Origin of the sequence: Archangium sp. Cb G35, assembly GCF_001896145.1 — a bacterium.
GTDB lineage: Bacteria > Myxococcota > Myxococcia > Myxococcales > Myxococcaceae > Archangium > Archangium violaceum.
In genome coordinates this window covers 81210-106464 of record NZ_MPOI01000018.1, presented here as the reverse complement: position 1 = coordinate 106464, position 25255 = coordinate 81210, and the positions used below count along the sequence as shown (strand labels likewise).

17 protein-coding genes are annotated in these 25255 nt (G+C 69.1%); 12 read left to right on the top strand and 5 right to left on the bottom strand.

The window, feature by feature from the left end:
• The first annotated feature begins 5 nt into the window (after window positions 1-5).
• Window positions 6-614, top strand: a complete 609-nt coding sequence (locus BO221_RS43940; protein ID WP_073566907.1) for a hypothetical protein — start codon at window positions 6-8, stop codon at window positions 612-614.
• A 21-nt stretch (window positions 615-635) separates the two neighbouring features.
• Here BO221_RS43940 and surE read toward each other — a convergent pair whose 3' ends face one another.
• The gene (gene surE, locus BO221_RS43935) at window positions 636-1598 is read right to left on the bottom strand and encodes a 5'/3'-nucleotidase SurE (protein ID WP_083682397.1); all 963 of its coding nucleotides are present in this window, start codon (window positions 1596-1598) and stop codon (window positions 636-638) included.
• Window positions 1599-1808: 210 nt separating this feature from the next.
• Between surE and BO221_RS43930 the strand changes: the two genes are divergently transcribed.
• The 3 genes from BO221_RS43930 (at window position 1809) to BO221_RS43920 (ending at window position 5040) form a co-directional block, all read left to right on the top strand.
• Window positions 1809-2801 (top strand): 50S ribosomal protein L11 methyltransferase, encoded by a 993-nt coding sequence (locus BO221_RS43930; protein WP_073566906.1) that lies wholly within the window; start codon window positions 1809-1811, stop codon window positions 2799-2801.
• 172 nt (window positions 2802-2973) lie between these two features.
• Window positions 2974-3630, top strand: coding sequence for a hypothetical protein (locus BO221_RS43925; RefSeq protein WP_233166531.1), 657 nt, complete (start codon window positions 2974-2976; stop codon window positions 3628-3630).
• A gap of 6 nt (window positions 3631-3636) precedes the next feature.
• Window positions 3637-5040, top strand: a complete 1404-nt coding sequence (locus tag BO221_RS43920) for a wax ester/triacylglycerol synthase family O-acyltransferase (RefSeq protein ID WP_073566904.1) — start codon at window positions 3637-3639, stop codon at window positions 5038-5040.
• A 44-nt stretch (window positions 5041-5084) separates the two neighbouring features.
• Here the strand turns inward: BO221_RS43920 and BO221_RS43915 are convergent, their stop codons facing one another.
• Window positions 5085-10478: an ATP-binding sensor histidine kinase gene (locus BO221_RS43915; protein WP_073566903.1), complete on the bottom strand. Its 5394-nt coding sequence runs from the start codon at window positions 10476-10478 to the stop codon at window positions 5085-5087.
• Between the two features lie 357 nt (window positions 10479-10835).
• Here BO221_RS43915 and BO221_RS43910 point away from each other — a divergent pair, with 357 nt between their 5' ends.
• The 6 genes from BO221_RS43910 (at window position 10836) to BO221_RS43880 (ending at window position 18702) form a co-directional block, all read left to right on the top strand.
• Window positions 10836-11747 (top strand): lysoplasmalogenase, encoded by a 912-nt coding sequence (locus BO221_RS43910; protein ID WP_073566902.1) that lies wholly within the window; start codon window positions 10836-10838, stop codon window positions 11745-11747.
• A 32-nt stretch (window positions 11748-11779) separates the two neighbouring features.
• A complete protein-coding gene (locus BO221_RS43905) occupies window positions 11780-13180 on the top strand; it encodes an NADH:flavin oxidoreductase (protein ID WP_073566901.1) in 1401 nt (466 codons plus the stop codon).
• 3 nt (window positions 13181-13183) lie between these two features.
• The gene (locus tag BO221_RS43900; RefSeq protein ID WP_198956311.1) at window positions 13184-14716 is read left to right on the top strand and encodes a hypothetical protein; all 1533 of its coding nucleotides are present in this window, start codon (window positions 13184-13186) and stop codon (window positions 14714-14716) included.
• A 31-nt stretch (window positions 14717-14747) separates the two neighbouring features.
• A complete protein-coding gene (locus tag BO221_RS43895; RefSeq protein ID WP_083682395.1) occupies window positions 14748-16238 on the top strand; it encodes a cytochrome c in 1491 nt (496 codons plus the stop codon).
• A gap of 40 nt (window positions 16239-16278) precedes the next feature.
• Entirely contained in the window at window positions 16279-17859 is a 1581-nt protein-coding gene (locus tag BO221_RS43890; RefSeq protein WP_073566900.1) for a patatin-like phospholipase family protein, read from the top strand.
• Window positions 17860-18342: 483 nt separating this feature from the next.
• The gene (locus tag BO221_RS43880) at window positions 18343-18702 is read left to right on the top strand and encodes a hypothetical protein (RefSeq protein ID WP_143196033.1); all 360 of its coding nucleotides are present in this window, start codon (window positions 18343-18345) and stop codon (window positions 18700-18702) included.
• 22 nt (window positions 18703-18724) lie between these two features.
• On the opposite strand, the gene rsgA is transcribed toward BO221_RS43880, so the two are convergent.
• Window positions 18725-19738 carry a ribosome small subunit-dependent GTPase A gene (rsgA, locus tag BO221_RS43875; RefSeq protein WP_073566897.1) on the bottom strand — a complete coding sequence of 338 codons (1014 nt, stop codon included), beginning with the start codon at window positions 19736-19738 and terminating at the stop codon, window positions 18725-18727.
• Window positions 19739-19797: 59 nt separating this feature from the next.
• On the opposite strand from rsgA, the gene BO221_RS43870 reads away from it, so the two are divergent.
• A complete protein-coding gene (locus BO221_RS43870; RefSeq protein ID WP_073566896.1) occupies window positions 19798-20841 on the top strand; it encodes an AbrB family transcriptional regulator in 1044 nt (347 codons plus the stop codon).
• Window positions 20842-20854: 13 nt separating this feature from the next.
• On the opposite strand, the gene BO221_RS43865 is transcribed toward BO221_RS43870, so the two are convergent.
• A complete protein-coding gene (locus BO221_RS43865; RefSeq protein ID WP_073566895.1) occupies window positions 20855-22270 on the bottom strand; it encodes a sigma-54 dependent transcriptional regulator in 1416 nt (471 codons plus the stop codon).
• A 235-nt stretch (window positions 22271-22505) separates the two neighbouring features.
• Between BO221_RS43865 and BO221_RS43860 the strand changes: the two genes are divergently transcribed.
• Window positions 22506-23834 carry a sensor histidine kinase gene (locus BO221_RS43860; protein WP_073566894.1) on the top strand — a complete coding sequence of 443 codons (1329 nt, stop codon included), beginning with the start codon at window positions 22506-22508 and terminating at the stop codon, window positions 23832-23834.
• Window positions 23835-23879: 45 nt separating this feature from the next.
• Here BO221_RS43860 and BO221_RS43855 read toward each other — a convergent pair whose 3' ends face one another.
• Window positions 23880-25106, bottom strand: a complete 1227-nt coding sequence (locus tag BO221_RS43855; protein ID WP_143196032.1) for a cytochrome P450 — start codon at window positions 25104-25106, stop codon at window positions 23880-23882.
• Window positions 25107-25255 lie beyond the last annotated feature (149 nt).

The following is a 25255-nucleotide window of genomic DNA, read 5'->3' as shown; positions in this document are numbered from 1 at the left end:
CCCGGGTGGCCGCGAGCCCATGGCTGCGCGGTTTCACGGCCTTCACGCGGGGCCTGCTGGCCATCGGCTTCATCCGGGCGGGGCTCGTCAAGGCGCTCGGTGGACCCTTCACCGACTACCCGGTGGAGACGCCCATCGGCTACTTCTTCGATGCGATGTACCGGACCGGGGGCTACTGGCGCTTCATCGGGGTGTGCCAGGTGGCCGCGGCGCTGCTGTTGCTCATGCCCCGCTCGGGGCCCACCGTGGGCGCGCTCCTCTTCCTGCCCATCATCCTCAACATCTTCGTCATCACCGTGTCGCTGGGCTTCCAGGGCACGTGGGCCGTCACCGGGCTGATGCTGCTCGCGGTGCTCTACCTGGTGTGCTGGGACTACCCGCGGTGGAAGGGCGTGCTGTTCGCGCCCTCCCCGGGCTCCGTCCAGCCCGCCGCCGCGCCCGTGCCCTGGATGCCGACCCTGGTGACGGCCCTTGGCATCCAGGGGTTGTTCGGGACGATGACGGGTCTGGTCACCCGCCGCCTGCAGCCCCAGTACCCGTTGCTGCTCGTGTTCGCGCTGGGGCTGTTGCTCGTCCCGCCAGTCCTGCGCCGCCTCGGGGCGCGGACCGGCTGAGGGGCACGGGGCCCGCCTCGCTCACGGGCGGCGCAGCCGCGACTTCAGCCATCCCTGGCCCGGACGCGCCGAGCCGTCCACGGAGAGCGGCGTGATGGAGATGGCACCCTGCTCCAACGCCGTGGTGTCGGCGTCCCTCTCGGTCTCGGGGGCGCACTGGATGTCGAGCCCGCAGATGTGCCCCGCGGCGAGGTAGATGCCGTTCGCGTCGACCGGGTAGTACCGCGCGCGGACCACTTCGCCGTGCCCCACGGACGTCACGCGCGGAGACTGCACGAGCGCCGGATCGAACTTCCCCTCGGCATCGAGCACGACGGGGTAGTTGACGTTGAGGGCGACACGGTCGGGCAGCAGCGGCTCTCCAGGCCGCGCCGTGTCTCGCAGTTGAGCGATCAGGTCCTTGACGAAGGCCGCGGCATGGGGCGCCGCCGCGCCGGTCTGCGAGAAGCCCGTGCTCGCGTCCTGCGGGTGGATGGAGATGCTCACGGCCATGGAGGGCACTCCCTCCTCCGCGGCGGTGACGGCCGAGCCAACGGTGCCCGAGTGATTCACCGCGCGCCCCACGTTCTGGCCGGAGTTCATGCCCGAGACGACCAGGTCCGGAGGCACGTCCCCCAGCACCGCCGACAGGCCGAAGAGCACGGAGTCGGAGGGCATGCCCGTGACGGCCCAGGATTCACGGGTCGTGCCGCCGCACGAGAACTCGGAGCGCGTGGCCCGGAGGTACACGTTGAGGCTGAGCGCGGCGCTGCTGCCGCTGCGGTCGGTGGCGGGCGCCACGACGGTCACCTGGTGGCCGGCGGCGCACAGCGTGTCGCGCAGCAGGCGCAGCCCGGACCCGTTGATGCCGTCGTCACTGGTGAGGAGGATCCGCAGCGGGCGCTCCGTTGCCGGCGAGGAGGACTCGGGAGAGGCGTGGGCTTCCGTTCCCGCTCCGATGAACGAGGCCAGGAGGAACAAACCAAGGGGGCGAGTGGCGCGCATGGATGACCTGTGAGTGCTTCGAGTGTGGGGTTCTCGAAAGAGAGAACGGAAACACCCCGGAAAAGTCGCGAGTGTTCATCCGCGAAAAGTCTCTCCGTCGCGGGCGGGACAGCGGCGGCGCCGGCCCTTTCCCAGTGCCCTGCCTTCCATGTATTCAAGGGTTTCCCGATGTAAGGGCCGGAAACCGGCGCCATGCGCCTGGGGGGAAATATGGCGAACCTGAGAGACCTGCCGCGTCAGGCCTGGGGTGACCTGCAGTCGAGACTGCGCCACCTGCCGCTGATGGGGACGTTGCGCAACATGCTCGTGGAGGCGCCGGAGTTGTCCAGCCCGGCGCCCCGTGACTCGGGGCTGGTGGACGCCGAGCGCGTGGAGGCGTACCAGCGCGCCATCGAGCGCTACGTGAAGCCGGGCCAGGTGGTGGTGGACGTGGGCACGGGCACCGGACTGCGGGCCCTGCTCGCCTCGAAACGCGGCCCGCGCAAGCTGTACGCGGTGGATGCCTCGCGCAACCTGGACACGGCGCGCTGGGTGGCCCGGCGCAACGGGCTGTCGGATATCTCGTTCGTGCGCACGGACAGCTCGCGCTTCCGCCCCGCGGAGCGGGTGGACGTGCTGCTGCACGAGCAGCTCGGGGACGCGCTCTTCGACGCGGGGCTGATTCCGCGCCTGCTGGGCCTGCGCGACCGGCTGCTGGTGAACGGCGGCCGCATCCTCCCCAACCGCTTCGAGGTCTTCTTCGAGCCGGTGCAACTGCGCGAGGAGGCGCGCCTGCCCTTCATCTGGAACCAGCGCCTGCCGGACGTGGACTTCAGCTGCATGCAGGTGCTGCGGGACACGCTGAGCCCCGCGTACTTCACCCGCTTCGTCCGGCCGCAGGACGTGGAGCGGCTGCTGTGCCACCCGGAGCCGGCCTTCGCGCTGGACCTGGAGACGCTGCGGGCGGGCTCGTTGCCCCACCGCCTGCGCCTGGAGCGGCCGGTGGTGCACGAGGGCCGCGTGGACGGCCTGTGCCTCTTCTACCGGGCCCGCTTCGACTCCGAGCTGTCCTTCGACACCTTCCCCGAGCGCCGGCAGGCGTGTACTCCGGTGCTACTGCTGCGGACGGATCCGCGGGACTTTGCCCGTTACGAGACGATCCGCCTGGAGATGTCGTTGCCGGAGCTGTCGGACGTCACCACATGGCGGTGGAGCTTCCTGTGAGGGTACCCGCCTGCGTGTCTTCGGTTCCGCCGTCCTCGCTCTGTTGTTGACCTCGTCCGCTGGTGCACAGGCCCCCGGAGGTTCGAGGGCCCAGGGCGGGGCGCGCACCCTGGCCGGCCGTTGCGGCTCGGCCAACTGGGTGTGTGTGGCGCAATGCATCGATGTGTCGTGTGTGGACCGGTGCCTGGCCGAGGGCTGTGAGAAGGCGCTGGGGGCACTCGCGCAGTGCGCCGCGAAGTCCGGCTGCGGCCCGGATGACTCGGACTGCGTGTCTCGCGTGTGTGGCAAGCAGTGCGGGCGCACCTTCGAGCCCGCGCCGCCGAGCCCCGAGAAGGAGAATCCAGACCCGTGCGCGGACGCCTCGGTGGGGGCGGGGACGGTGCCCAAGGAGGTGGTGGGCCGCTGGTCCCTGGAGGCGGCGAGTATCCGCCCCGAGGAGAAGGCGCGCATCGTCGGACAGGAGAACTCGGACGCGAAGCCTCGCCCGGACTACGCGCGCTCGCTGGTGGTGACGCCCGGGGGGTGTTTCCTCATGCGGATGAAGCTGGAGGACGCCACGCTGGGCCGGGGCAATGCGCTGGAGATCCGCTCCTGGGGCGCCTTCCAGGTGAACGAGAAGGACGACGCCGTGGATCTGCGAACGAAGTCCGGGCAGGCCGTGGGGCCGGTGTGCGGCAAGCCGCGCGTCATCGGCCTGTCCAAGGGGAAGTTCCAGCCGACCACGTACACGTATGAGGTGACGGGGGACACGCTCGTCCTCACCGCGAAGACGCCCTCGCAGCAGACGTTCCAGTTCCGGCGACAGACAAAGGAACAGCAGGCAGAGTAGGCGTCTATGTCCGAGCGGATGCACCCTTCCGACGCGTCGTGGCTCCAGATGGAGGAGCCCACCAGCCTCATGGTCATCACGGCGGTGCTCTGGTTCGACGAGCCGCTGGACTGGGAGCGGCTGACGCAGGTGGTGGGCGAGCGGCTGGTGGATCGCTATCCGCGCTTCCGGCAGCGGGTGGTGACGGGAGGGCTGCTGGGGGCGGCGCGCTGGGAAGAGGACCCGGGCTTCCGCCTGGAGGCGCACCTGCGGCGCACGAAGCTGCGGCCTCCTGGAGACCGGGCCGAGCTGGAGCGGATGGTGGGCGAGTCCATGAGTACGCCCCTGGATTTCTCCCGGCCGCTCTGGGAGCTGCACGTCATCCAGGGGTACGAGGAGGGGTGCGCGCTGCTGATGCGGGTGCACCACTGCATCGCGGATGGCATCTCGCTGGCGCGGGTGCTGCTGTCGCTGACGGACGAGCGCGCGGATGGGAGCGGCGGGCGGGCCGGATATTTCGAGCAGGCGGAGGAGGAGACTCCGGGGACGCTGGGCCGGCTGCTGCGGGGCGCGCGGACGGTGGTGGGCACGACCCGGGCGGCGTGGAAGCGGGGCGCGGAGCTGTTGGCCGAGCCCATCCAGCTCATGGACCTGGCGGTGGAGGGCGCGCGGGGGGCCTCGGCGCTGAGCCGGGTGCTGACGCTGATGAACGATCCGCCCTCGCCCTTCACGGGGGAGCTGGGCCGGGTGAAGCAGGTGGCCTGGTCCCGGCCGGTGCCGGTGGGGAAGGTGAGGGAGATCGGCCACGGCACGGGCAGCACGGTGAACGACGTGGTGATGGCGGTGGTGGCGGGCATGCTGCGCCGCTACATGGACGCGCGGGGACAGCCGCCCGAGGACGTGCGGGCGGTGGTGCCGGTGAACCTGCGCTCGCCGAGGGAGCCCATTCCGCGAGAGCTGGGCAACCGCTTCGGGGTGGTGTTCCTGCCGTTGCCGCTGGGGCTGGCGGATCCGGTGGACCGGCTGTGGGAGCTGAAGCGGCGGATGGACAAGCTGAAGCGCTCGCCGGAGGCGGCGGTGGTGTTCGGCATGCTGTCCGCGGCGGGGCTGGCGCCGGCGCCGGTGGAGCGGATGGCGGTGGACGTGATGAGGAAGAAGGCCTCGGTGGTGCTGACGAACGTGCCGGGGCCGAAGCGCTCGGTGTACCTGGCGGGGGCGCGGCTCGCGGGGGTGATGTTCTGGGTGCCCATGGCGGCGCGGCTGGGCGTGGGCCTGAGCATCTTCAGCTACGCGGGCCATGTGACCCTGGGCGTGGCGGCGGATGAGGGCCTGGTGCCGGAGCCGCGCGAGCTCATCGAGGACTTCGAGGCGGAGCTCGAGTCCCTGGCCGAGGCGGTGAGGGACTCCGGCCATTCCCGTCCGCTGCACTGAGCCCGGACGGGTCCGCACCTGGCCCGGGCCCCGATGCTGCGGACTCAGGACTGCTGCGTGTGCTGGCGGGGGATGGCGGGGAGGGTGATGATGAACTCCGCGTACTCCCCCTCCCTGGATTCCACCGTGAGCCTGCCGCCCTGGGCCACCACGACGATGTCGTGGCTGATGGACAGCCCCAGGCCCGTTCCCTCCCCCGGGGGCTTGGTGGTGAAAAAGGGCGTGAAGAGCTTGTCGCGCACTGCCGCCGGGATGCCGTTGCCGTTGTCGCGCACCCGGATTTCCACCTCGCTGCCCGACCAGTGCGTGGATACCCTGACCTCGGGCTGGAAGGGGGTGGCGGCCTGGCGGGCCTTCTGATGAGCCGCATAGCAAGCGTTGTCCATCAGGTTGAGGATGACCCGGCGGAGGTCCTCAGCCACCAGGGAGAGCTGCGGCATGGCAGCGTCGAAACCGGTCTCGATGCGCACGTGAATCGGCGGGTTCCTGGCACCCAACCCGTGCTGGACGAGGCGAATGACCTCCCCCACCAACGGGTTGATATGGGTGGGCCGCCGCTCGCCCCGGTTGCCGCGCGCATGCCGTAGCATTCCATCGATGATGCCGCTGGCCCTCTGGCCATGCTCACGCACCCGGGTGGTGTTCTGCTCCAGCTCACCCAGGAGGCTGACAAACTCCTCCCGCTGCGCTGCGGCACCCGGCCAGGCGCCATCGAGCCCCTCGCGCACCTCTCGCAGCAGCTCGAGCGAGAGCTGGGAGAAGTTGTTGACGAAGTTCAGTGGGTTCTTCAGCTCGTGGGCAATGCCCGCCGTCAGGGCGCCGAGCGACGCGAGCTTCTCCTGAGTGATGATCTGCGCCTGCATGGCCTGGAGGGTCCGCAGGGTGCGCTGCAGCTCGGCGTTCTTGCGGTGGAGCTCGTCGGTGCGCTCGTGGACGCGCTGCTCGAGGGCATGGCTGTACCCCTCGAGCTTGCCGTAGAGCCCGGCGTTCTCGATGGAGATGGCGGCCTGGGCCGAGAGCATGCCGAGCACGTGGAGCCGGCTGGAGTTGAAGGCGCCCGGGGTGAGGTTGTTCTCCAGGTAGAAGAGGCCGAGCAACTGCCTGCGGTGCAGGATGGGGGCGCAGAGCACCGAGCGTACCCCGTGGCTGGAGATGTAGGGGTTCTCCCGCAGGGTCGCCTGGGCGGATGCATCGTCGATGAGCACGGGAGTACCGGAGCGCAGCACCTGCTGGGCAATGGCGATGCAGAGTGAGTCGCTCCGCTCCAGCGGCTGGACGGGAGAGAGCTGCCCGCCGCGGCTGCCCATCTCGCCGGCGGCCTCGACGAAGAGCTCCTCGCCGTGCTTGAGAACCAGCACGCCGCGCTGGGCCCCAGCGCTCTCCATGACGATGTGGATGAGATTGGCGACGAGCTGGGGCAGGAGCAGCTCTCCGGAGATGGCCTGGGAGGCCTTCATCACCGAGCTCATGTCGAGCGTCTCCACGAGCGAGTCGGAGCTGGAGCTGGAGCTGGAGCGGGAGATGGAGGAGGAATCCAGACGCTCCACGTGCCGGGGCTCCCAGCGCGCGAGGGTGGCGGCATGGGCCCGCAGGAGGGCGGACTGCTCGCGGGTCAGGAGCCGGACCTTCTCCGTGGCCCCCCAGCGCGCGTAGGCGTCGAGCGCCTCCAGCAGGTAGGCGGAGGCGGGGGCGCGGTGGCCTCGGTCCAGGTGGAAGCGGAAGGCCAGCTCGTTGGCGAGCGCCTCCAGGTTGGCGAAGCCGTTGGCGCGTGCCGTGGCGATGGCCCGCTCGTACTGCGTGGGGAGTTCGGCCTCCTGCCCCTTGATACGCGCCAGCTCCGCGCACACCAGCAGGTGGTACGCCGAGAAGTTCTCCGGCGCCCGCTGCGCGCACCGCTCGAGGTAGGCACACTGCCGCTCCACCTGCGCGAGCAGCGCCTCCTGCTTCTCCCCAGGAGCTCCCGGATACACCGCCGCCGCGATCAGCGCGTGGTAGAACGTGTACGTGACCTCGTGGAACAGGCCCGAGAGGAAGGGCATGTATGGCTGCGCCTTCTCCGCCTCCACGAGCGCCTGCTCGGGCTGACGCAGCAGGTAGAGCAGCTTGGCCGCGCCCATGTGCAGCGTCACCCGCCAGGTGTATCCATCCGAGCCGGGAATGTACTCCGGGGCCTCCTGCCCGGCGCCCATCAGGGTGAGCACCAGCCGTTGCAGGCACAGGGCCATGGCCTCTGTCTCCGGGTCCTTGCTCGTCTCGAGGAACTTGAGGAGCTTGCGGTTCTCCTCCAGTACCTCGGACAGCGGCTCTCCGCCCATCGACACGCGCCGCCACAGCTGCGCGACCCGGCAGAGCCCCGCGTGTTGCCAGTCTCCGCTCTCCAGCGAGCCCTTGTAGGCCTCGGCGAGCTCGGAGATGCCGGCGCGCGCGCTCTGCGTCCAAAGGTCGATGTGCGCCGCGCGGACGTAGCGCAGCCGGGCCTGCATCATCGGATCTTCGAATCGCGCGGCCATCTCACTGGCGAGCTGGCCGAACCGCCAGCCCATGAAGGGCTCTCCCAGTGTGACGGCGAGGATGATGCCGAAGGTGACGTAGCCGAAGGGTGAGAAGCGGCTGTTGCCGTGCTCCAACGAAAGACGGACGATCCGCAGCACCAGCAGCGCGAAGAGCCCCTGGTTGCTCAGGTACGCCGAGGTCGTCATGCTCGCCAGCACGTGGATGGACAGCTCCACGCCCGGGTCGTTGACACGCGGCAGATCGAGCAACAGCGCCGGCTCCCGGCCCCCCAGCCGGCCCATCACCGCCTGAAGCTCCGCGGCGATTGCCGCCTGATCCGGCTCCAGGGGCAGATCCACGCCGAGTAGGCGCAGGCCATCGAGCCCCAGCCGGAGGGTCTCCGCATGCCGGCCCCTCACGGAGGCGAGCATGGCCTGCATGGCATGCACGCCCGCGCGCTGCGCCGGGGCCCGGGCTCGGGTGAGCAGGGTGGAGAAGCCTGACGCGGCGGCCTCGAACTCGCCGGCCAGGTAATGGGACTCGGCCAGCTCCATCTGGAGCGAGAAGGCCCGCTCGTGCTCCTGCACCCAGGCGTCCGCGGGCAGCAGCGCGCTGCCCGTGCGGAACAGCTCGCAGGCGGTGCGGTAGGCGCCCGAGGCCTTCGCCCGGCGGCCCGCCTTGAGGTGGAGATCGACCAACTCCAGCCGCAGGGACGCGGGACCGATGCGCTCAGGGGCATGGCCGAGGTGCGGCAGGATGGCGAAGAGCCGCTCCTCCAGCGTCCCCGCGGCCCGGGCCTCCTCGAGCAGCCGCAGGCCCGCACGTACATGCCACTCGGCACGCTCTTCCGGGGCGATGAGCGAGTAGGCCGCCTGGCGGACGCGATCATGCAGGAAGCGCAAGGGCACCTCCAGATCCGCAGCCGCCCTCGCGCCATAGGGCTCGAGCAGCAGGTAGTCCTGGCTGAGCGGCAGCACGAGCCCGCGCTGGATGGCGCTCCAGAGCGCGTGTGCTGTCCGCTCCGCCGTGGCCCCGGAGGCCACCGTGAGGTCGCGGAAGCCAAAGCTCACGCCCAGACAGGCGGCGAGCTGGAGCAACTCGACCGTCTCCGCGGGCAGCTGGCGGATCTCCGCCGCCATCAGGGCCGCCACATCGTCGGGAATCTCCCGCGCCTCGAGCCGGGCGAACTCCCACTCCCACCGGCCCGCTTGCGTGTCGAAGCGCAGCAGCTCCTGCTCATGGAGGAAGCGGAGGAACGCCTTGACGGAGAAGGGGTTGCCTCCGGTCCTGGCATGGACGAAGCGGCCGAGCTCCAGCGCCCGCTCCGGACTGGCGGCGGTCGTCTCGCGCACCATCTGTGCGACCTCCTCGATGCCCAGCGGCGTCAGGTGGAGCGAGCGCAGCGGCGTGCCCGCGGCGCGCAGCTCGTCGAGCATCAGCGGGAGGGGGTGCGCTGCGGAAATGTCCGTATCGCGGTAGGCGCCCACGAGCAGCAGGTGGCGGGTGTCGGGCTCGCGGGCGAGCACCTGTAGCAGCGAGAGCGTGGCGCTGTCGGCCCACTGCAGATCATCCAGGAAGAGGGCGAGCGGGCGCTCGGGAGCGGCGAACGCCTGGATCGCGCGCGCGAGCACCAGGGTGAGGCGGTTCTTGGACGCGTCGGCCGGCAGCGGCACGGGCGGGGGTTGCTCCCCCAGCAGCGCCCGGGTGTCCGGGATCGCCTCGACGAGCACGGCCACATTGGCGCCGAGCGCCTCCCGCAGGCGCTCACAGACCCGCCGGGCCTCCGTCTCACCCTCGGAGAGGGTCTGGCGAACCAGCTGGCTCAGGGCCTGGTGGACGGCATCGAAGGGGACGCTGCGGTGGAGCTGATCACACTTGCCTGCGGCGAAGCGGCCCCGGCTGGCGGCCGTCACCCGGTGGAGCTCGTTGACGAGCGAGGACTTGCCGATGCCCGCGGAGCCGGTGATGAGCAGCACCTGACAGCGGCCCGCCGCGGCCCGTGCGTGGGTCTCCACCAGGAAGGCCACATCCGAGGCGCGCCCGTAGAGGCCCTGGGGGAGGCGGAACTGCTGGGCCCGGTCCTCGGCGCCCAGCGGGAAGGAGGTGAGCGTGCAGTGCTCCCGGAGCTGGCGCAGGCACTCCTTCACGTCCGCGATGAGGCCCCAGGCACTCTGGTAGCGGGCCTCCGGGTCCTTGGACAACAGCTTGAGCACGAGCGCCGCCAGGGGCTCCGGCAATCCGGGGATGACCTCTCGCGGTGAGGGGGGCACCTGGGCCACATGCGCGTGAAGTAGTTCCAGAGGCACCTGGCTGGTGAAGACCCGGCGGCCGGTGAGGAGCTCGAAGAAGGTGGCGCCCAGGGCGTAGAAGTCCGCGCGGTAGTCCACGCCCCGGTTCATGCGTCCGGTCTGCTCGGGCGCCATATAGGCAAGCGTGCCCGTCAGGTGAGAGGGCGTCTCGGGGGTGGCGGTCTCCAGCGCGATGGCCGCCGAAAGGGAGAAGTCCGCGATCTTCACCACACCCGTGGACGGGTTGACGATGATGTTCTGCGGCTTGAGGTCCTTGTGGATGACGCCGCGCTGGTGGATGTGGCCCAGGGCCTCGCAGATGTGCAGGGCGTAGTCCAGGAAGGTGTCCACCTCCAGCGGGCCCCGCGCGTCCAGCAGGTGGCGCAAGGAGGTGCCTCCAAAGTCCTCCAGGACGAGCGCCACCCGCTCCGGGAACGTTTCGAGGCCCAGGACGCGCAGGATACCGTCGCCTTCGATGCGGCGTGCGATGGCGAACTCGCGCTGCAGTTCCAGGGCCCGGCGCGGGCTGGACTGGCCGTCCGAGGGGAACTTGAGGATGACGGAGCAGCCGTCACTCAGGCGGGTGGCCCGGGCCAGCGTGGAGCGTGGGCTGTCGTGGAGTGTCTGGTGGAGGGTGTAACCCGGCCAGTGTGCCATGGCGGTCTTCCGCGGCGCCGGCCGTGCTCGGCGGGCACCCGTCGTGGGGCTCCCCAGTCTAAGCCCCACTTCGCCTCACGTGCCATTGTGAATACCGGGCGCCCCTTGCAGTAGCAGCTCGTCCCGCCTCCCGCATGTACGAAGCCCAGACGAGCGAGCGTGCGCGGGTCCACCCTCCCGATGTCTGCCTCCGCTCGGCGCCTGGGCTGTGATCCAGTCCACTCGTTTCCAATGATTTGCATTACAGGCACGGCGCCGTGAGGCCGGTACTTTGAGCCTCGCATTCCGGCGTGGTGGCCCAGGCCCGGGTCCCGCGCCCCGCTCCCCGCCGTTCAGTTCCCATTGAGAGAGAGCCCCATGTCCGCCCTGTCTGGTGTTCTGGCGCAGACTCCTGCCCAGAAAGCGTTGCTGTGTGCCTTCCTCCTGGTGTCCGCCGTCAATTTGAGCAGCAACCTGCTCAATGACCTCCGGCCGGCCGCCGGCCCCACGGCCTTTACCTGCGAGTGCACGGCGAAGCAGGGCGCTACCGGGGTGACAGACGCCGAGAAGTGCGCCGCCGAGAAGAAAGCGGCCCAGGCCAGGGATGCCGCCGAGAAGCCCTTCGAAACGCCGGCCTTCATCTCGAAGGTGTTGTTGATGCCATTGCTCGCGGCGCTCTACTTCCTGCGCACGCGGGGGGCGGCCTCGGACATCCCGCGGCTCGCCCTCATGCTCGCGCTGTTCGCCTGCTGGCTGGGAGACATCTTCCTGGGGCTCAAAACAAAGGACCCGAGCCTCCACTTCATGTTGGGCATGGGCGCGTTCGGCGTGGCCCACCTCTTCTACATCCGCGGCTTCCTCAAGGCCGTGGACCTGAAGCGCCTGGACAAGACGGTGCTGGCCTATGGCCTGCCCTTCATCGTCTACGCCTTCATGATGTACTCGGTCCTCTACCACGACATGGTGGACCCGGGTGAGGAGTCCATGCGCCTCCCGCTCGGGCTCTACATGGTGGTGCTGATCTCCAATGGATTGAGCAGCTTCCTCCGCTTCCACCAGCAGCGTTCGCTCTCGGCCGCGTCGATCCTCGCCGGGGTGGTGCTGTTCGTGCAGTCCGACAGCTTCATCGCGGTGGCCAGGTTCGTCGACCAGGAGCTCCCGCTCGAGGACTTCTCCGTCATGGCGACGTACATCCTGGGCCAGTACCTCATCATCCGTGGCTGCGTCCTCCGCACGAAGGAACTGGCGGCCCCGCAGGAGCCCCGGGCCACCCTGCTCGCGGCGGCCTGAACCGTCCCCCCTCATCCACCCCTGGAGGAACCATGTCCAACACCACGCAAGGTGATGTCATCTTCAATGAGCTGAAGTTCCGGAACCTGTCGGTGAAGAACCGCATCTTCCGCTCCAATGTCTCGGGCAAGTTCGACAACTACGATGGGAGCGGGACGCAGACCCGCATCAACTGGGAGACGAAGTTCGCCAAGGGGGGCGTGGGAGCCATCATCTCCTCCTACGTGCCGGTACACCGCAGCGGCCGCATCCTCCCCAACTACGCCACCATCGAGAGCGACGACCGCATCCCGTTCTGGCGCAAGCTCGTCGAGAAGGTCCACGAGTACGACTGCCGGTTCATCATGCAGCTCAGCCACTCCGGCCGGCAGCGAGACCAGGGCGGCGTGGAGAACCAGTTCAACCGGGCGGCGAGCTCCACGGACCAGAAGGATCCCTTCCACGGAATCCTGTGCCGGGCCATGACGGTCCAGGAAATCAAGCAGCTCATCGGCTGGTTCGCGGCGGCCGCGGGCCGGGCCCGTGAGGCGGGAGCGGACGGCGTCGAGCTGCATGGCGCCAACGGCTACCTCATCACCCAGTTCCTCAGCTCCGGAATCAACGACCGCAAGGACGAGTACGGCGGCTCGCTGGAGAATCGGGCGCGCTTCGCCATCGAGCTGGTGCGGGAGATCCGCCGCGTGGTGGGCAATGACTATCACGTCCAGTTCAAGATCAGCGCTATCGACCACAACGACCAGCCGTTCTTCTACGAGAAGAAGGGCAACTCACTGCAGGAGAGTGTGCAGATCTGCAAGTGGCTGGAGGAAGCCGGCGTGGATGCCCTCCACGTCTCCACGGGAAGCATGTTCCCGCACCCACTCAATCCGGTGGCGCCCGACTTCCCCTACAACACGGCGGCCCGGACGTACGAGACCATGCTGTCCAGCGGCGTGCTCGCGATGCGCAACTACACGTTGTTCCGCTACTCGTGGCTGCACGGCCTCTTCGGCCTGCTGTGGAACCGGAGCGTCAAGAAGAAGGCCCGGGAGAACGCGGCGCTCCACAAGAAGCTGGGCATGGGCAGCGAAGTGAGCCCCCTGGAGGGGCTGACCGCTCTCGAGGCCGAGGCCATCCGCAAGAACGTCCAGGTGCCCGTCATCTGCACCGGAGGCTTCCAGAGCGCTTCGCTCATCCGCAAGGTCATCACCGAGGGGTACTGCGACGCGGTGTCCATCGCGCGTCCACTGATCGCCAACAACGACCTGGTGAACGAGTACTTCGCCAAGGGGAAGGATCAGCCGGACCGGCCCTGCTCGCACTGCAACAAGTGCCTGGTCAACGCCATCGAGAACCCGCTGGGCTGCTACGACGTCGACCGCTTCGGTGGCAACTACGACGCGATGATCGCGCAGGTCATGTCCGTTTTCCACCCGACCTCCTTCGGAGCGTGAGCCATGGCGCGTGAACCCTCGAAGCAGAAGCGTGGTGACGAACTGGGCGTCCTGGAGGACCTGACGCCCGTCCAACGAGAGGATCGTAACCGCCGGGTATGGGCGCTGCTGGCGGTGGGGGCGGCCGCCCTCGTTCTCCTCGGCTGGACGCTGTACCAGGAGCTCACCTCCAACGAGCCGGTGCGGTACGCGGCGGACGAGGAGCATTTCAAGTACGGCTCCATCGGCAGCGACGCCGCCAACGGCATTCCCTACTACGTGTGGAAGGTCATGCCGGAGCTGTGCGCGGACAAGCTGCCCCGGCCCGGGGGCGGCTACGAGTCGCTCGGCTTCATGTTCGAGCCTGGCAGGGATCTCCCGGTGGGGACCTCCAAGCGCAAGGTCATCGTCGACCGGGTGGGGTTCAACTGCGCCTTCTGCCATGCCGGCTCGGTCCGGACGGCCCCCGGGAGTGAGCGGCAGCTCTACGTGGGGATGCCCGCCAACGGGTTCGATCTCCGCGCCTACGTGGACTTCTTCTCGGACTGCGCCCGCGACCCGCGCTTCACACCGGAGACCGTGATGGCGTTCATCGATCAGCGCTACTCGCTGGGCTGGGTGGAGCGGCTGCTCTACCGCTACGTGGTGGTGGACGCCACGCGCCGCGGGCTGCTGGAGCAGGCGGCCAAGATGCAATTCATGCGCGAGCAGCCGGACTGGGGCCCGGGCCGGGTGGACACCTTCAACCCATACAAGACGCTCCAGTTCAACTTCGACGTGCGGGGAGACGACAGCATCGGAACCACGGACTTCCCAGCCATCTGGAACCAGGCGCCCCGCGACGGAATGGATCTGCATTGGGACGGCAACAACAGCAACGTGCACGAGCGGAACATGAGCGCCGCCCTGGGCGCTGGCGTCACGCCGCCCACACTCGACTGCGAGAGCATCAACCGCCTCGAGCAATGGTTGAACGGCCTGCCCGCGCCCCGCTATCCGTTCCAGGTCGATGCCGCCCTGGCGGCCCAGGGAAAGGACATCTTCGGGCAGCAGTGCGCCGATTGCCATGCCTTCGGCGGGGAGCGGACGGGCAAGGTGACCTCCGTGGAGGAGGTCCAGACGGACCGCCACCGCCTCGATGCCTTCAGCTACGAACTGCTGTCCAACTTCAACACGCTCTACACGGGGTACGCCGGCGATGCGGGCCAGAAAGAGTGCCGCCGCGTCTTCTCCAACTTCACCAAGACGAACGGCTATGCCAACCATCCGCTGGACGGCATCTGGCTGAGGGCACCGTACCTGCACAACGGCTCGGTGCCATCGCTGATGGATCTGCTGGAGCCGCCCGCCCAGCGCCCCACGACGTTCTACCGGGGCAACGACGTCTATGACCCGGTGCACGTGGGCTTCGTGTCGGACGTCGGGTCCGAGAACGGCCACCCCTTCTTCACCTTCGATACCCGGGAGCCCGGCAACAGCAACGCGGGCCACCTGTACGGAACGGACCTGTTGCCCGAGCAGAAGCGGGCGCTGGTCGAGTTCATGAAGACCCTCTGACTTCCACGCACCGCGTGCAAGGAGATCATCCATGTCGACGGACAACACGTATGCGTTCAGATCCGGCCCACAGAGTGTGCGGCGCCGCTGGTTGGGGGGGGGCGTGCTCCTGCTGGTGCTGGGCCTGGGCGTCCCGCTCTACCAGGCCTGGGACCCTTTCTTCCCGGAACGGACTCCCCAATACGATTCACTCGAGACGCATTTCAAATACGGCTCCATCGGGAATGAAGACCAGCAGGGCATGCCGTACTGGCTCTGGCTGGTGCTGCCCCGGGTCTTCTCGGACAAGCTCCCCGGACCGGGCGGGTACACCGCGCTGGGGCTGCTCTGGGAGAAAGGCCAGGAGCTCCCCGTGGGCTTCTCCCGCAAGGAAGCCAGCATTTCCCTGGTGAGCCCGAACTGCGCCCTCTGCCATACCTCGAGCTACCGGCGGAGCGAGACGGATGGCAGTCCGGTCATCGTCTCCGCGGGCGCCGGGCAGCGCTTCGATGCGCAGGGCTACCTGCGATTCCTGTTCGAATGTGCCTCGGATCCCCGCTTCAACGCCGACGTCCTGCTGCCCGAGCTCGAGAAGCTGCACGGGTTCTCCTGGGTCCAGAAGCAACTCTACCGGTACGTGGTGATTCCCAAGACACGCGAAGCCCTGTTGAAGCAGAAGCAACACTTCGCCTGGATGGACACGCGCCCCGCCTGGGGCCCTGGACGGGCGGAGACCATGAACCCGGCCAAGTTCGGCTTCCTCCGGATGCCGGATGACGGGACGATCGGCACCGCCGAGGTGCCAGCCCTATGGGGGATGAAAGCTCGTCCGGAAGGAGTACACCACTGGGACGGGTTGAACCCGGTGCTGCGGGAGATCGTGCTCAGCGCGGCCATCGAGAATGGCACCTCCTCCCAGGCCATCAACCGCCGGGAAGTGGGAGCGAGCCTCCAGAAGGTGCAGGACTTCCTGCTCGAAAGCGCCGTGCCGGCCTACCCGTTCACGCTCGACCCGGAGCGGGTGAAGGCGGGGGCGGCAGTCTACGCGGCCCACTGCGCTTCCTGTCACGGTGCGCAGGGCCAGGGGACACCGCAGCTCATCCCCATCGCCGAGGTGGGCACGGACGCCCACCGCTGGGACTCGTGGTCCGAGGAGGCCGCGCAGCGCTTCAATGACTACACCCGGGGCGAGTCCTGGAAGCTGAGCGCCTTCCGCAAGACCGCGGGGTATCTCGCCGTTCCGCTGACCGGTTTGTGGCTGCATGCTCCCTACCTGCACAACGGCTCGGTCCCTTCGCTCGAGGAGCTGCTGCAGCCTCCCGCGAAGCGTCCCACGAGCTTCTACCGCGGCAATGACGTCTATGACCCGGCCCGGGTGGGCTTCGTCTCCGACAAGCCGTCGGTGCAGCGCGGCGGAGTGACGTATACGCTCTTCCGCTACGACACCTCTCTTCCAGGCAACGGCAACGGCGGCCACCTCCATGGGGTGGAGCTGCCCGCGGACTCCAAGCTGGCGCTGCTCGAGTTCCTGAAGACGCTGTAGCGTTGCGAACCCAAGAGACTTCTCATGAAAGGAAGACACAATGCGTAAGCCCAGACATGCTCTCACCCTCCTCTTGGGCAGTGCCTTGTTCGCCTGCGCGACCACTCCGCAGCATGCCCTCGAGCAGGCGCAGCCCTTGCCCGAGGACTGGAATCATGGCTACGTGCCGGCTCCCCTGAGCGGGTACAAGTCCGCGCAGGAGCGTTCCGGCCAGGAGCCGCAGTGCGCCCTGGCCGTGGCCATCTCCGGAGGCGGGACCATCTCGGCCGCCTTCAGCTATGGCGTCCTCGAGCAGCTCAACAAGTCCGTCGAGCTACCCCATGGCCAGAGCGTCTTGAAGGAGATCGACTACCTGTCGACCGCCTCCGGCGGTGGCATTACCGCCTCCATCTTCATCGACATGCTGCGCGAGCACTCACTCCGCCAGCCCCGGCGCAAACCCACTCGGGACGACCTCTCGTTCTTCTTCGAGCATGCCCGCTTCCGCGGCGTCATGGACTGGAAGTTCGTCAAGGACATCGACGTCTTCCCCAAGGGCATCTTCTCGTCTCCCGCGGAGCTCATCTACGACAACATGGGGCCAGCGCTCACCGGACAAGAGGCGCTCCCGTGCAAGCAATTGGACCTGCGGACGAGCACCGATCGCCCGGGATGCTATCTCTCGGGCATCAATCGGCTGAAGTTCAGTGATCTGCTCGTGGCGGAGGGCACCTCGCTCGCGCCGCAGTGGCCCATCTGGTTGCCCGGCACGACGTTGTACACGACGGGCACCCACATTCCCGCCATTCCCAGCACGTTCCATGCGTTGGGGATTGATGGGTTGGATCTCGTCTCTTCGGACTCTCCCTCGGCGGCCCATTGGGTGCGGCTGGAAGACATGGACTACCACCACGCCCTCGTGCTCTCGATGGCGTTTCCCGGCATCGGCCCTCTGGTGGCCCGGACGCGGACCGACTCGAAGCCGCAATACGTGCTCCTGGCGGACGGAGGCCAGTCCGATAATCTCGGGCTCGTCAACGGCATCATGGCAGTGGCCAACGACGTGAAGGCCCACCCGGACCGCAACGGGCTCGTCATCGTGATTGACGGGGCCATGCAGCCCTCGGATGCGAGCGTCTCGGCCTGGCCCGGCAGTGAGGGAAGCCTGAAGGACCGCCTGCTGTCGGGCCGCTTCGGCATGGTGTTCGCGAACGGTGCCCCGCCTCTCGGTTTCAACCGGCAGGCCGCGGAGAGCCTGGCCAATGGCCTGCTCTCGGAACTGGGAGCGGAGACCAGGCAGCGGATCCGCGTTGTGTTCGTGCGCGCCAGCAATCTGCTCAACAGCCCGGAGCCGATCACGTTCCATGATGTCGGGAACTGCATCACGACCGATGGCCGCCGGGATCCGCTCGGCAAGAGCCAATGCCTCGAGGGGGCACCGACGGTCTCCATCGCAGCCCGTGACCGGATCCAGATCCGCGTTGCCTCGCTGTCGATCGGTCGCCGATTGAGTGAAGACCTGATCACCCTGGGCAACGAAGCCGTCAAGCGCTACCGGCCGGAGAAACCGTCGGAGGAAGGCCTCGAGCAGGAGTTGCTGAGATGCCTCCAGTCCACGGCGCGCGCCGCCCGCGCTCCGTGATGTAGGCCCATGAGGGAGGCGACACGGTGGCCGAGCCCATCCAGCTCATCCGAGCCCGGACGGGTCCGCACCTGGGAGAGCGGGCAGGGACATGCCGGGCTCACAAATGACGGCCCGGATGTCTGTCTTCCCGGAAGACTCCACTTCCAGAGGGTGGCCCAGCGTCATGTATCTCGAGCAGCGAGAGGAGACCGCGAGACCTGCCCGTGCCTGGCTGGGCGCGTGGCTGTTGCGGTACCGCATGCTGAACGGGGCGGTCATCCCCAGAATGCCCGGGGCTGGCCGGGCCACTCCGCCGCACTGCTGCTAAGTCCGCGGTGGGGTGGCCGCCCGCTTTCCATCTCTCTTGTCCCAGCCGGCCCATGCCCGTCGGGCTCCCGCCCGAGGTGCACCTTGCCCGCTTCGCTCTCTCACGAGCCGGAGCCTGGGCAGGAGTGCGCGTGGACATGTCCCGGTCCTTTCGTCGACGCAAAGGAGAGCGTCATGACACCCCATTCTTATGTGCAGCTCGTGAAGGTCCTCGCATCCCGCAGGACGAGAACCAGCGCGGTGGCCCTCATCGTCGCTGGCTCGCTCGTCATCCAGGCCGCACCCCCCGAGCGTTTCCTCACGGCGCTCGCTGGAGGCTCACTCGGCTTCTCGCTCCTGTTCGCCTGGCTGTTCTTCCACAGTGGTCTTCGTCAACTCCCCGAGAGACAGCGAGGACCCTTCCTGCTCGTGGTGCTGGTCGTGCTGTCCACCCTGCTGGTGATGCAGGCCTGGGCCGCGCTGCGCCTGGCCACCGAGGTGCTCCATTCCCAGGAAGCACATGCCTGGCTCCCTCGAGGGCCGGTCGATGGATGAGCGCCAGCTGGGGAGGCGGCGTTCACCGGCCGCGCCTCTTCTGTGGTTCGTGAGGGGAGCGCGTGGCCTCCTGGACGAGCTTGCGGTAGTTCTCCAGGCGCTCCGGGGCGAGCTGTCCGCTCTGGAGCGCCTCGCGGACGGCGCACCCCGGCTCCTTCTGATGGCGGCAGTCGCTGAAGCGGCACCCGCCCGACAGCTCCTCGATGTCCGTGAAGGCGGTGCGCAGGCCCTCCTCGTTCTCCATGAGTCCGAGCTCGCGCATGCCCGGTGTGTCGATGACGAGGCCTCCCTGCGGCAGCACGAACAGCTCGCGGTGCGTGGTGGTGTGCCGGCCCTTGTCGTCCTCGCGCACCGCGCCCACCTCCATGCGCGCGGAGCCCACCAGCCGGTTGATGAGGGTGGACTTGCCCACGCCAGACGAGCCGATGAGCGCCACCGTCCGGTTGCCGCCGATGTACTGCCAGAGCGCGTCGAGTCCCTCGCCGGTGACGCTGCTGACGGTGTGCAGCGGGACGTCCGGAGCCAGGGCGGCGATGCGCTCGCGGGCGGCCACCACGTCCTCGCACAGGTCCGCTTTGGTGAGCACCAGCACGGGCTGGGCCCCGCTGTCTCCGGCGACCGCCAGGTAGCGCTCGAGCCGCCGCGGGTTCAAATCCCTCGTCAGCGCGGAGACGAGGAAGACCACGTCCACGTTGGCGGCCACGACCTGCTCTTCATCCGCCCGGCCGGCGGCCTTGCGGGCGAGCTGGGTGCGCCGGGGCAGCACCGCCTGGATGACCGTGGTGCCCTCCTGGCTGCGAGGCTCGAAGGAGACCCAGTCCCCGACGACCGGGCGCACGGACTGTCCCTTGCGGATGGCCATGCGCAACCGCCCCGGGATGGTGGCCCGCATGTCCCCGCGCGCCGAGTAGAGCACGTACTCCACGCCATAGTCGGCGCCGATGCGCGCCGGCTCCTCACCCTCGCTCGCGCGGGAGCGCCAGGCCTCCTGGAAGGGGGACCCCCAGCCGAGCTTCTCCAAGACATGCTCATCCATACTCATGCGCCGCCCAGACTATGCCCATCGCGGTGGGGTTGGGGTAGGGAGATGTCCTCATGGCGAAGGACTCGCGCGTATGGGCGGTGACGGTGGCGACGCTGCTGGGCGCCGCCCTGGGCGAGTGGACCCATGTGCCCGCCGGGGCGCTCCTCGGCGGCATGCTGGTGTCACTCGTGGCCGCGCTCTCCCTGTCCGTCCACGTCCCCGTGCCCCGGCCCCTGCTGCTGGCCGCGCAGGCCATGCTGGGCGCCGCCCTCTGCTCCTCCTTCCAGCCCTCCGCGTGGAGCGCGCTCGCGGAGAACTGGCTCGTCGCGCTCGTCAACGTGGTGGGCGTGGTGGCCATCGGCCAGGCGGTGGCACTCGTCTTCGCCCGGCTGGGCGGCGTGGATGTCCGCACCGCCACCCTCGGGCTGATGCCGGGAGGGGCCTCGGCCATGGTGGCCCTGAGCGAGGAGCTCGGTGCCGATTCGCGCCTGGTGACGCTCTTCCAGTACCTGCGCCTGGGCGTGGTCATCGTCGTGGCGGCGGCCGTGGGCCGGTGGTCGGGCACCGTGCCGGATACGCAGGTGGCCACCGTCGCGTCGCTGCCCGGTGCTCCTTCTCCCCTGGTGGCGTGGGGCACCACGGCCCTCGTCGCCATCATCGGAGGGGCCGCGGGGACGTGGCTGAAGCTGCCCGCGGGGGGCTTCCTCGGGCCCCTCCTGCTGGGCATTCCCCTCACGGCCCTGGGCATCCCGGTGGGCGCGTGGCCTCCGGGCGTGATGCTCGTGTCGCTGTGGGCGCTGGGGACTCGCGTGGGCAGCCACTTCGATGAGGCGGCCGTGCACGAGCTCAAGCGCGTAGCACTGGGCGCCCTCGGGGCCGCGCTGGCCATGGTGGGCGGGTGCCTGCTGCTCGCCTGGCTCTGGTCCTCCGTGGGCGGAGTGGATCTGCTCACCACCTACTTCGCCACGTCGCCCGGTGGGGCCGACTCGGTGCTCGCCATCGCCCTCGGGACCCACGCCACCCTGTCTCTGGTGGTCGCCGTGCAGGTGGGGCGGCTCCTGCTCATCTTCCTCGTCGCCCCCGTCTTCATGCGCCGGCTGGTCGCGCGCCGGTAGGTCCCGGCAACCCCTACACCAGCCCGTGCTCCTCGAGCTTGTTGTAGAGGGTGCGCCGGCTGATGCCGAGCAGACGCGCGGCCAGCGTGCGGTTGTCCCCGGCACGGTCGAGGGCATCCACCAGGGCCTGCCGCTCCATGTCCTTGCGCTGCGACTCCAGGGTGCGTCCCTCACTGCCAGTACCGCCCGGCGCGGGCATGGCCGGGGCGTTCGGGAAGGGACTCGAGGGAGCGGGCGCCGGCGCCGCGGGGACGATGCCCGGCTGCCGCGCCACCTCGCGCCGCACCTCGTCCCCGGTGAGGACGGAGCCGTCGGAGAGCACCACCAGGCGCTCGATGAAGTTCTGCAACTGGCGCACGTTGCCGGGCCACGGCTGGGCGCGCAGGGCCTCGAGCCCGTCCGGCGTCAGCGTGAAGGGCGGCCGGCCGTTGGCCTTCGCGTGGACGTCGAGGAAGTGACGCACGAGCGGCTCGATGTCCTCGGGCCGGGCGCGCAGAGGGGGCAGCCACACCGGCACCACGTTGAGCCGGTAGAAGAGGTCCTCGCGGAACTCGCCCTTGCGCACCATCTCCTCGAGGTTGCGGTGCGTGGCCGCCACGAAGCGCACGTCCACCTTCAGCGTCTGCGTGCCGCCGAGCCGCTCGAACTCGCGCTCCTGCAGCAGCCGCAGCAGCTTCACCTGCACCTGGGGGGTGATGTCCCCAATCTCATCCAGGAAGAGGGTGCCCCCGTTGGCCAGCTCCACGCGGCCGGGCTTGCGGGTGGCCGCGCCGGTGAAGGCGCCCTTCTCGTAGCCGAACAGCTCGCTCTCCAGCAGCGTGTCCGGCAGGGCCGCGCAGTGCAGCTTCACGAAGGGCCCGCCGCGCCGGGGGCTGGCGTCGTGCACCGCCTTGGCGGCCAGCTCCTTGCCCGTGCCGGACTCACCGCGCAGCAGCACCGTGGCCGTGCCCGAGGCGGCTCGCGTCAGCATCGCCTGCACCTCGGACATGGCGGTGCTGCCGCCCACGAAGGAGCTGGTCTCCTTCACCAGCGGGCGCGCCCCTTCCTGCTGCTGCGCGCGCAGCAGCGCCTTGCGGATGCTGAAGAGGATCTCCTCCCGGTCGAACGGCTTGAGGGCGAAGTCCGCCGCGCCGGCCTTCATGGCCTCCACGGCCAGCGGCACGGTGCCGTGCGCGGTGAGGAGGATGACGGGGATGTCGGGCCAGGAGCGCCCCACCTCGGCCAGCAGCTCCATGCCGCTCATGCCAGGCATGCGCACGTCGCTCACCACCACGTCGATGGGCTTGCGGCCCAGCAGGGTGAGCGCCTCCTGGCCATTGGACGCCGTATGCACGGTGAGCCCCGCCTGTCCCAGCAGCGCACCGAGCACCTTGGCCACGGCGGGGTCGTCGTCCACCAGCAATACGTTTCCCTTCAGCAACTCGGCCACGGCGCTCCTTCTCCTGGGACGGGGGGCGTTCCGGGGCCGATGCTACCGCGCCCTTCCTGGCTCGTCAGCGCCGCCGAGACGAGTCGCACCCGATGTGCGGTGGGGGAGCACTGGCGGGGGGAGGGCCGGAGGGGTGGGGTGGGACAGGTGGCACCCGGTGACCATCCTCCAGCGTACAGACGCGGAGCCGGTCCCCGGTGGGCGTGACGGAGCGGGAGTAGCGTTGCCCGCGCCGATGAGTCCCGATTCTTCAGAGCAGCAGGCCCTGCGCCGGGTGCACCGCAAGAGTTTCTTCATCTGCTCGGCCTTCTTCGTGGTGGCGCTCTTCCTGTTCGTCCTGGTGGAAAAGGACATCACCTGGCCGCTCATCGCGCTGCAACTCGGTTGTAGCGCGAGCTTCGCGGTCATGGGCGTGGCCGTGGGCCGGGGCCGTTTGTCGCTCCGGAGCTCGCGCCTGGGTTCCGTGTTCATCGGCATGGTGGCCGCCACCCTGCTCGTGCACCTGACGGGAGGTCCGGCCAGCCCCTACTTCCAGATCTTCGGTGCCACGCCGTGTCTCATCGCCATGTTCACCCCGGACGACCGGCTGCCCACGGTGCTGTGCGGCGCGATGACCCTGGGGGCCGTGGTGCTCCTGGACACGATGGCGGGTGTGTCCACCCACCTGATGATCCTGCAGCTGACGGGCTTCGCCATGTTCACGGTGCTGTCGCTCATCGGCACCCGCACCTACCGGCGTCAGATGGACGCGGCGCACGAGGCCCAGCAGGAGCGGCTCCAGGCACTCGAGCAGCTCGCGGAGAGCGAGCGCCGCCGGGTGCGTGCCGAGCGGGAGCGTGCCCAGATGGAGCGCCTGGTGCTCGTGGGCCAGCTGGCCGCCGGTGTCGCACACGAGGTGAACAATCCCCTGGCCTACGTGAAGTCCAACCTGGCCTTCCTCGAGCGCGAGGCGCGAGGCGCGGACACGCCGCTGGATCGCCAGGAGCTGTGTGACGTGCTGTCCGAGACGCGGCAGGGCGTGCTGCGCATCCAGCAGATCGTCATGGACCTCAAGGACTTCGCTCGCACCGGAGAGGCGCTCGAGGAGGGCGGGCGGCTCGAGCACTGTCTCCAGGAGGCACGGCGGCTGGCCTCGGTGCGCCTGGGGAGGCGGAGCGAGGTGCGGTTGAGCCTCGCGCCGGAGCTGCCCCTGGTCCGGCTGGGCGAGCGGCACCTGGTCCAGGTGGTGTTGAACCTGTTGCTCAACGCGGCGGACGCGGTGGAGGCGGCCGATCCTTCGCGTCAGCCCCGGATCCTGGTGGGCGCGAGGCGGTTCGACGATGTCGTGCGCCTGGAGGTGGACGACAACGGGCCGGGCATCGCTCCGGAGGTGCTGCCCCAGCTCTTCGCTCCCTTCTTCACGACCAAGCCGCCCGGAAAGGGCACCGGCCTGGGGCTGGCCCTGTGCCGCGAGTACGTCGGGCGGGTGGGCGGCTCGCTCCACGCGGAGAATCTTCCCCAGGGCGGTGCCCGCTTCGTCCTGCTGCTGCCCGTGGCCGGGATGGTCCGCCCGGCGGTGGCCTGACACCTCGACTCCTGACGGTGGCGCCAGGCCATGGCCCCACCTGTCCTAGACGTCCCAGGCGATGGGCAGGTGCTCGAAGCCGCGCAGCATGAAGTAGGGCCGGAACACCGGGGCTTCGTCCGTCCGCAGCCGCAGGCCGGGCAAGCGCCGCAGCAACTGTTCGAAGGCGATCCGCCCCTCCAGCTTCGCCAGCGGGGCGCCGACGCAGAAGTGGATGCCCTTGCCGAACGCCAGGTGCTTCTTCGCGTCGGCGCGGCGGATGTCGAAGCGGTCCGGCTCGGTGAACTGCGTCTCGTCGCGGTTGCCGGACGCGTACAGGATGAACGCCCGCGAGCCCTTCGGGAGGGTGACCCCACTCAGCGAGGTATCGGTCATCACCGTCCGGAAGAAGCCGCGGATGGGTGACTCCATGCGCAGCACCTCCTCGAGGGCGTTGGGCAGGAGGCCGGGGTCCTTCCGCACGGCCTCCCATTGCTCCGGGGCATTGAGCAGCAGCCACAGGCCGTTGCCGATGAGTCCGGTCGTCGTCTCGTGGCCGGCGGCGAACAGGTCCATGGCGTTGCACACCGCTTCCTGCTCGCTCAGCGGCGCGGTGCCGCCTAGCGACTGTGGCACGAGCAGCGTCAGCAGGTCCTCGCGCGGGTTGCGCCGCCGCTCGTGGAGCTGCTCCTGGAAGTAGCGCTCCATCGCGATGAAGCCGTGCGCGCTCTGGACCTGCTGCTCGATGGGCGCGGTCGCCGACATCAACAGCGTCTTGTCATCGGACCAGCGCTTGAGCTGCTCCATGTCGGAGCGCGGCACACCCAGCAGGTCGCAGATGATGAAGCCCGGCAGCGCGTAGGCGAACCGTTGGATGAGGTCCGCCTTGCCATCGCGGACGAAGCCGTCGATGAGCGCATCCGCCGTCTCCCGGATGGTGGGCTCCATCGCCGCGATGCGCTGGGCGCTCAAGGCCCTGCCGAACACGGCACGGACGCGGGCATGGTCCGGGGGATCGCTCTGGACGAGGGAGAGGAAGCGCGGATACGCCTGCGCGAGAACGGCGCGCACCTCGGGGTGCGGCTCGGCCCTGGCATCGAGCGCTCCCACCGAGGAGAAGCGCGCGGTGTCCTTCTCCACCTCGGAGATGTCCGCGAACCGGGTGACGACCCACAGGTCGAACATGGGACTGTAGAAGACGGGCTGCTCCCGCCGCATCCGCGCATAGAGCGGATAGGGATCGTGGAGCTGGCCGGGGGCCATCGGATTGAAGTGGGTGGCGATGTCATTCATGGCTTTTTCCTGGGCTCCCCTCCCATCATCACCGGTTTCCATGCCCTCCGGCGAGCTGAGGCCACGGCGGGCCGTCTACGAACCAGGCGCCGTTCCCGGTACCACGACCGGCGAGCGTCCGAGGAGCCTCCACGGGTAGGACGATTCCA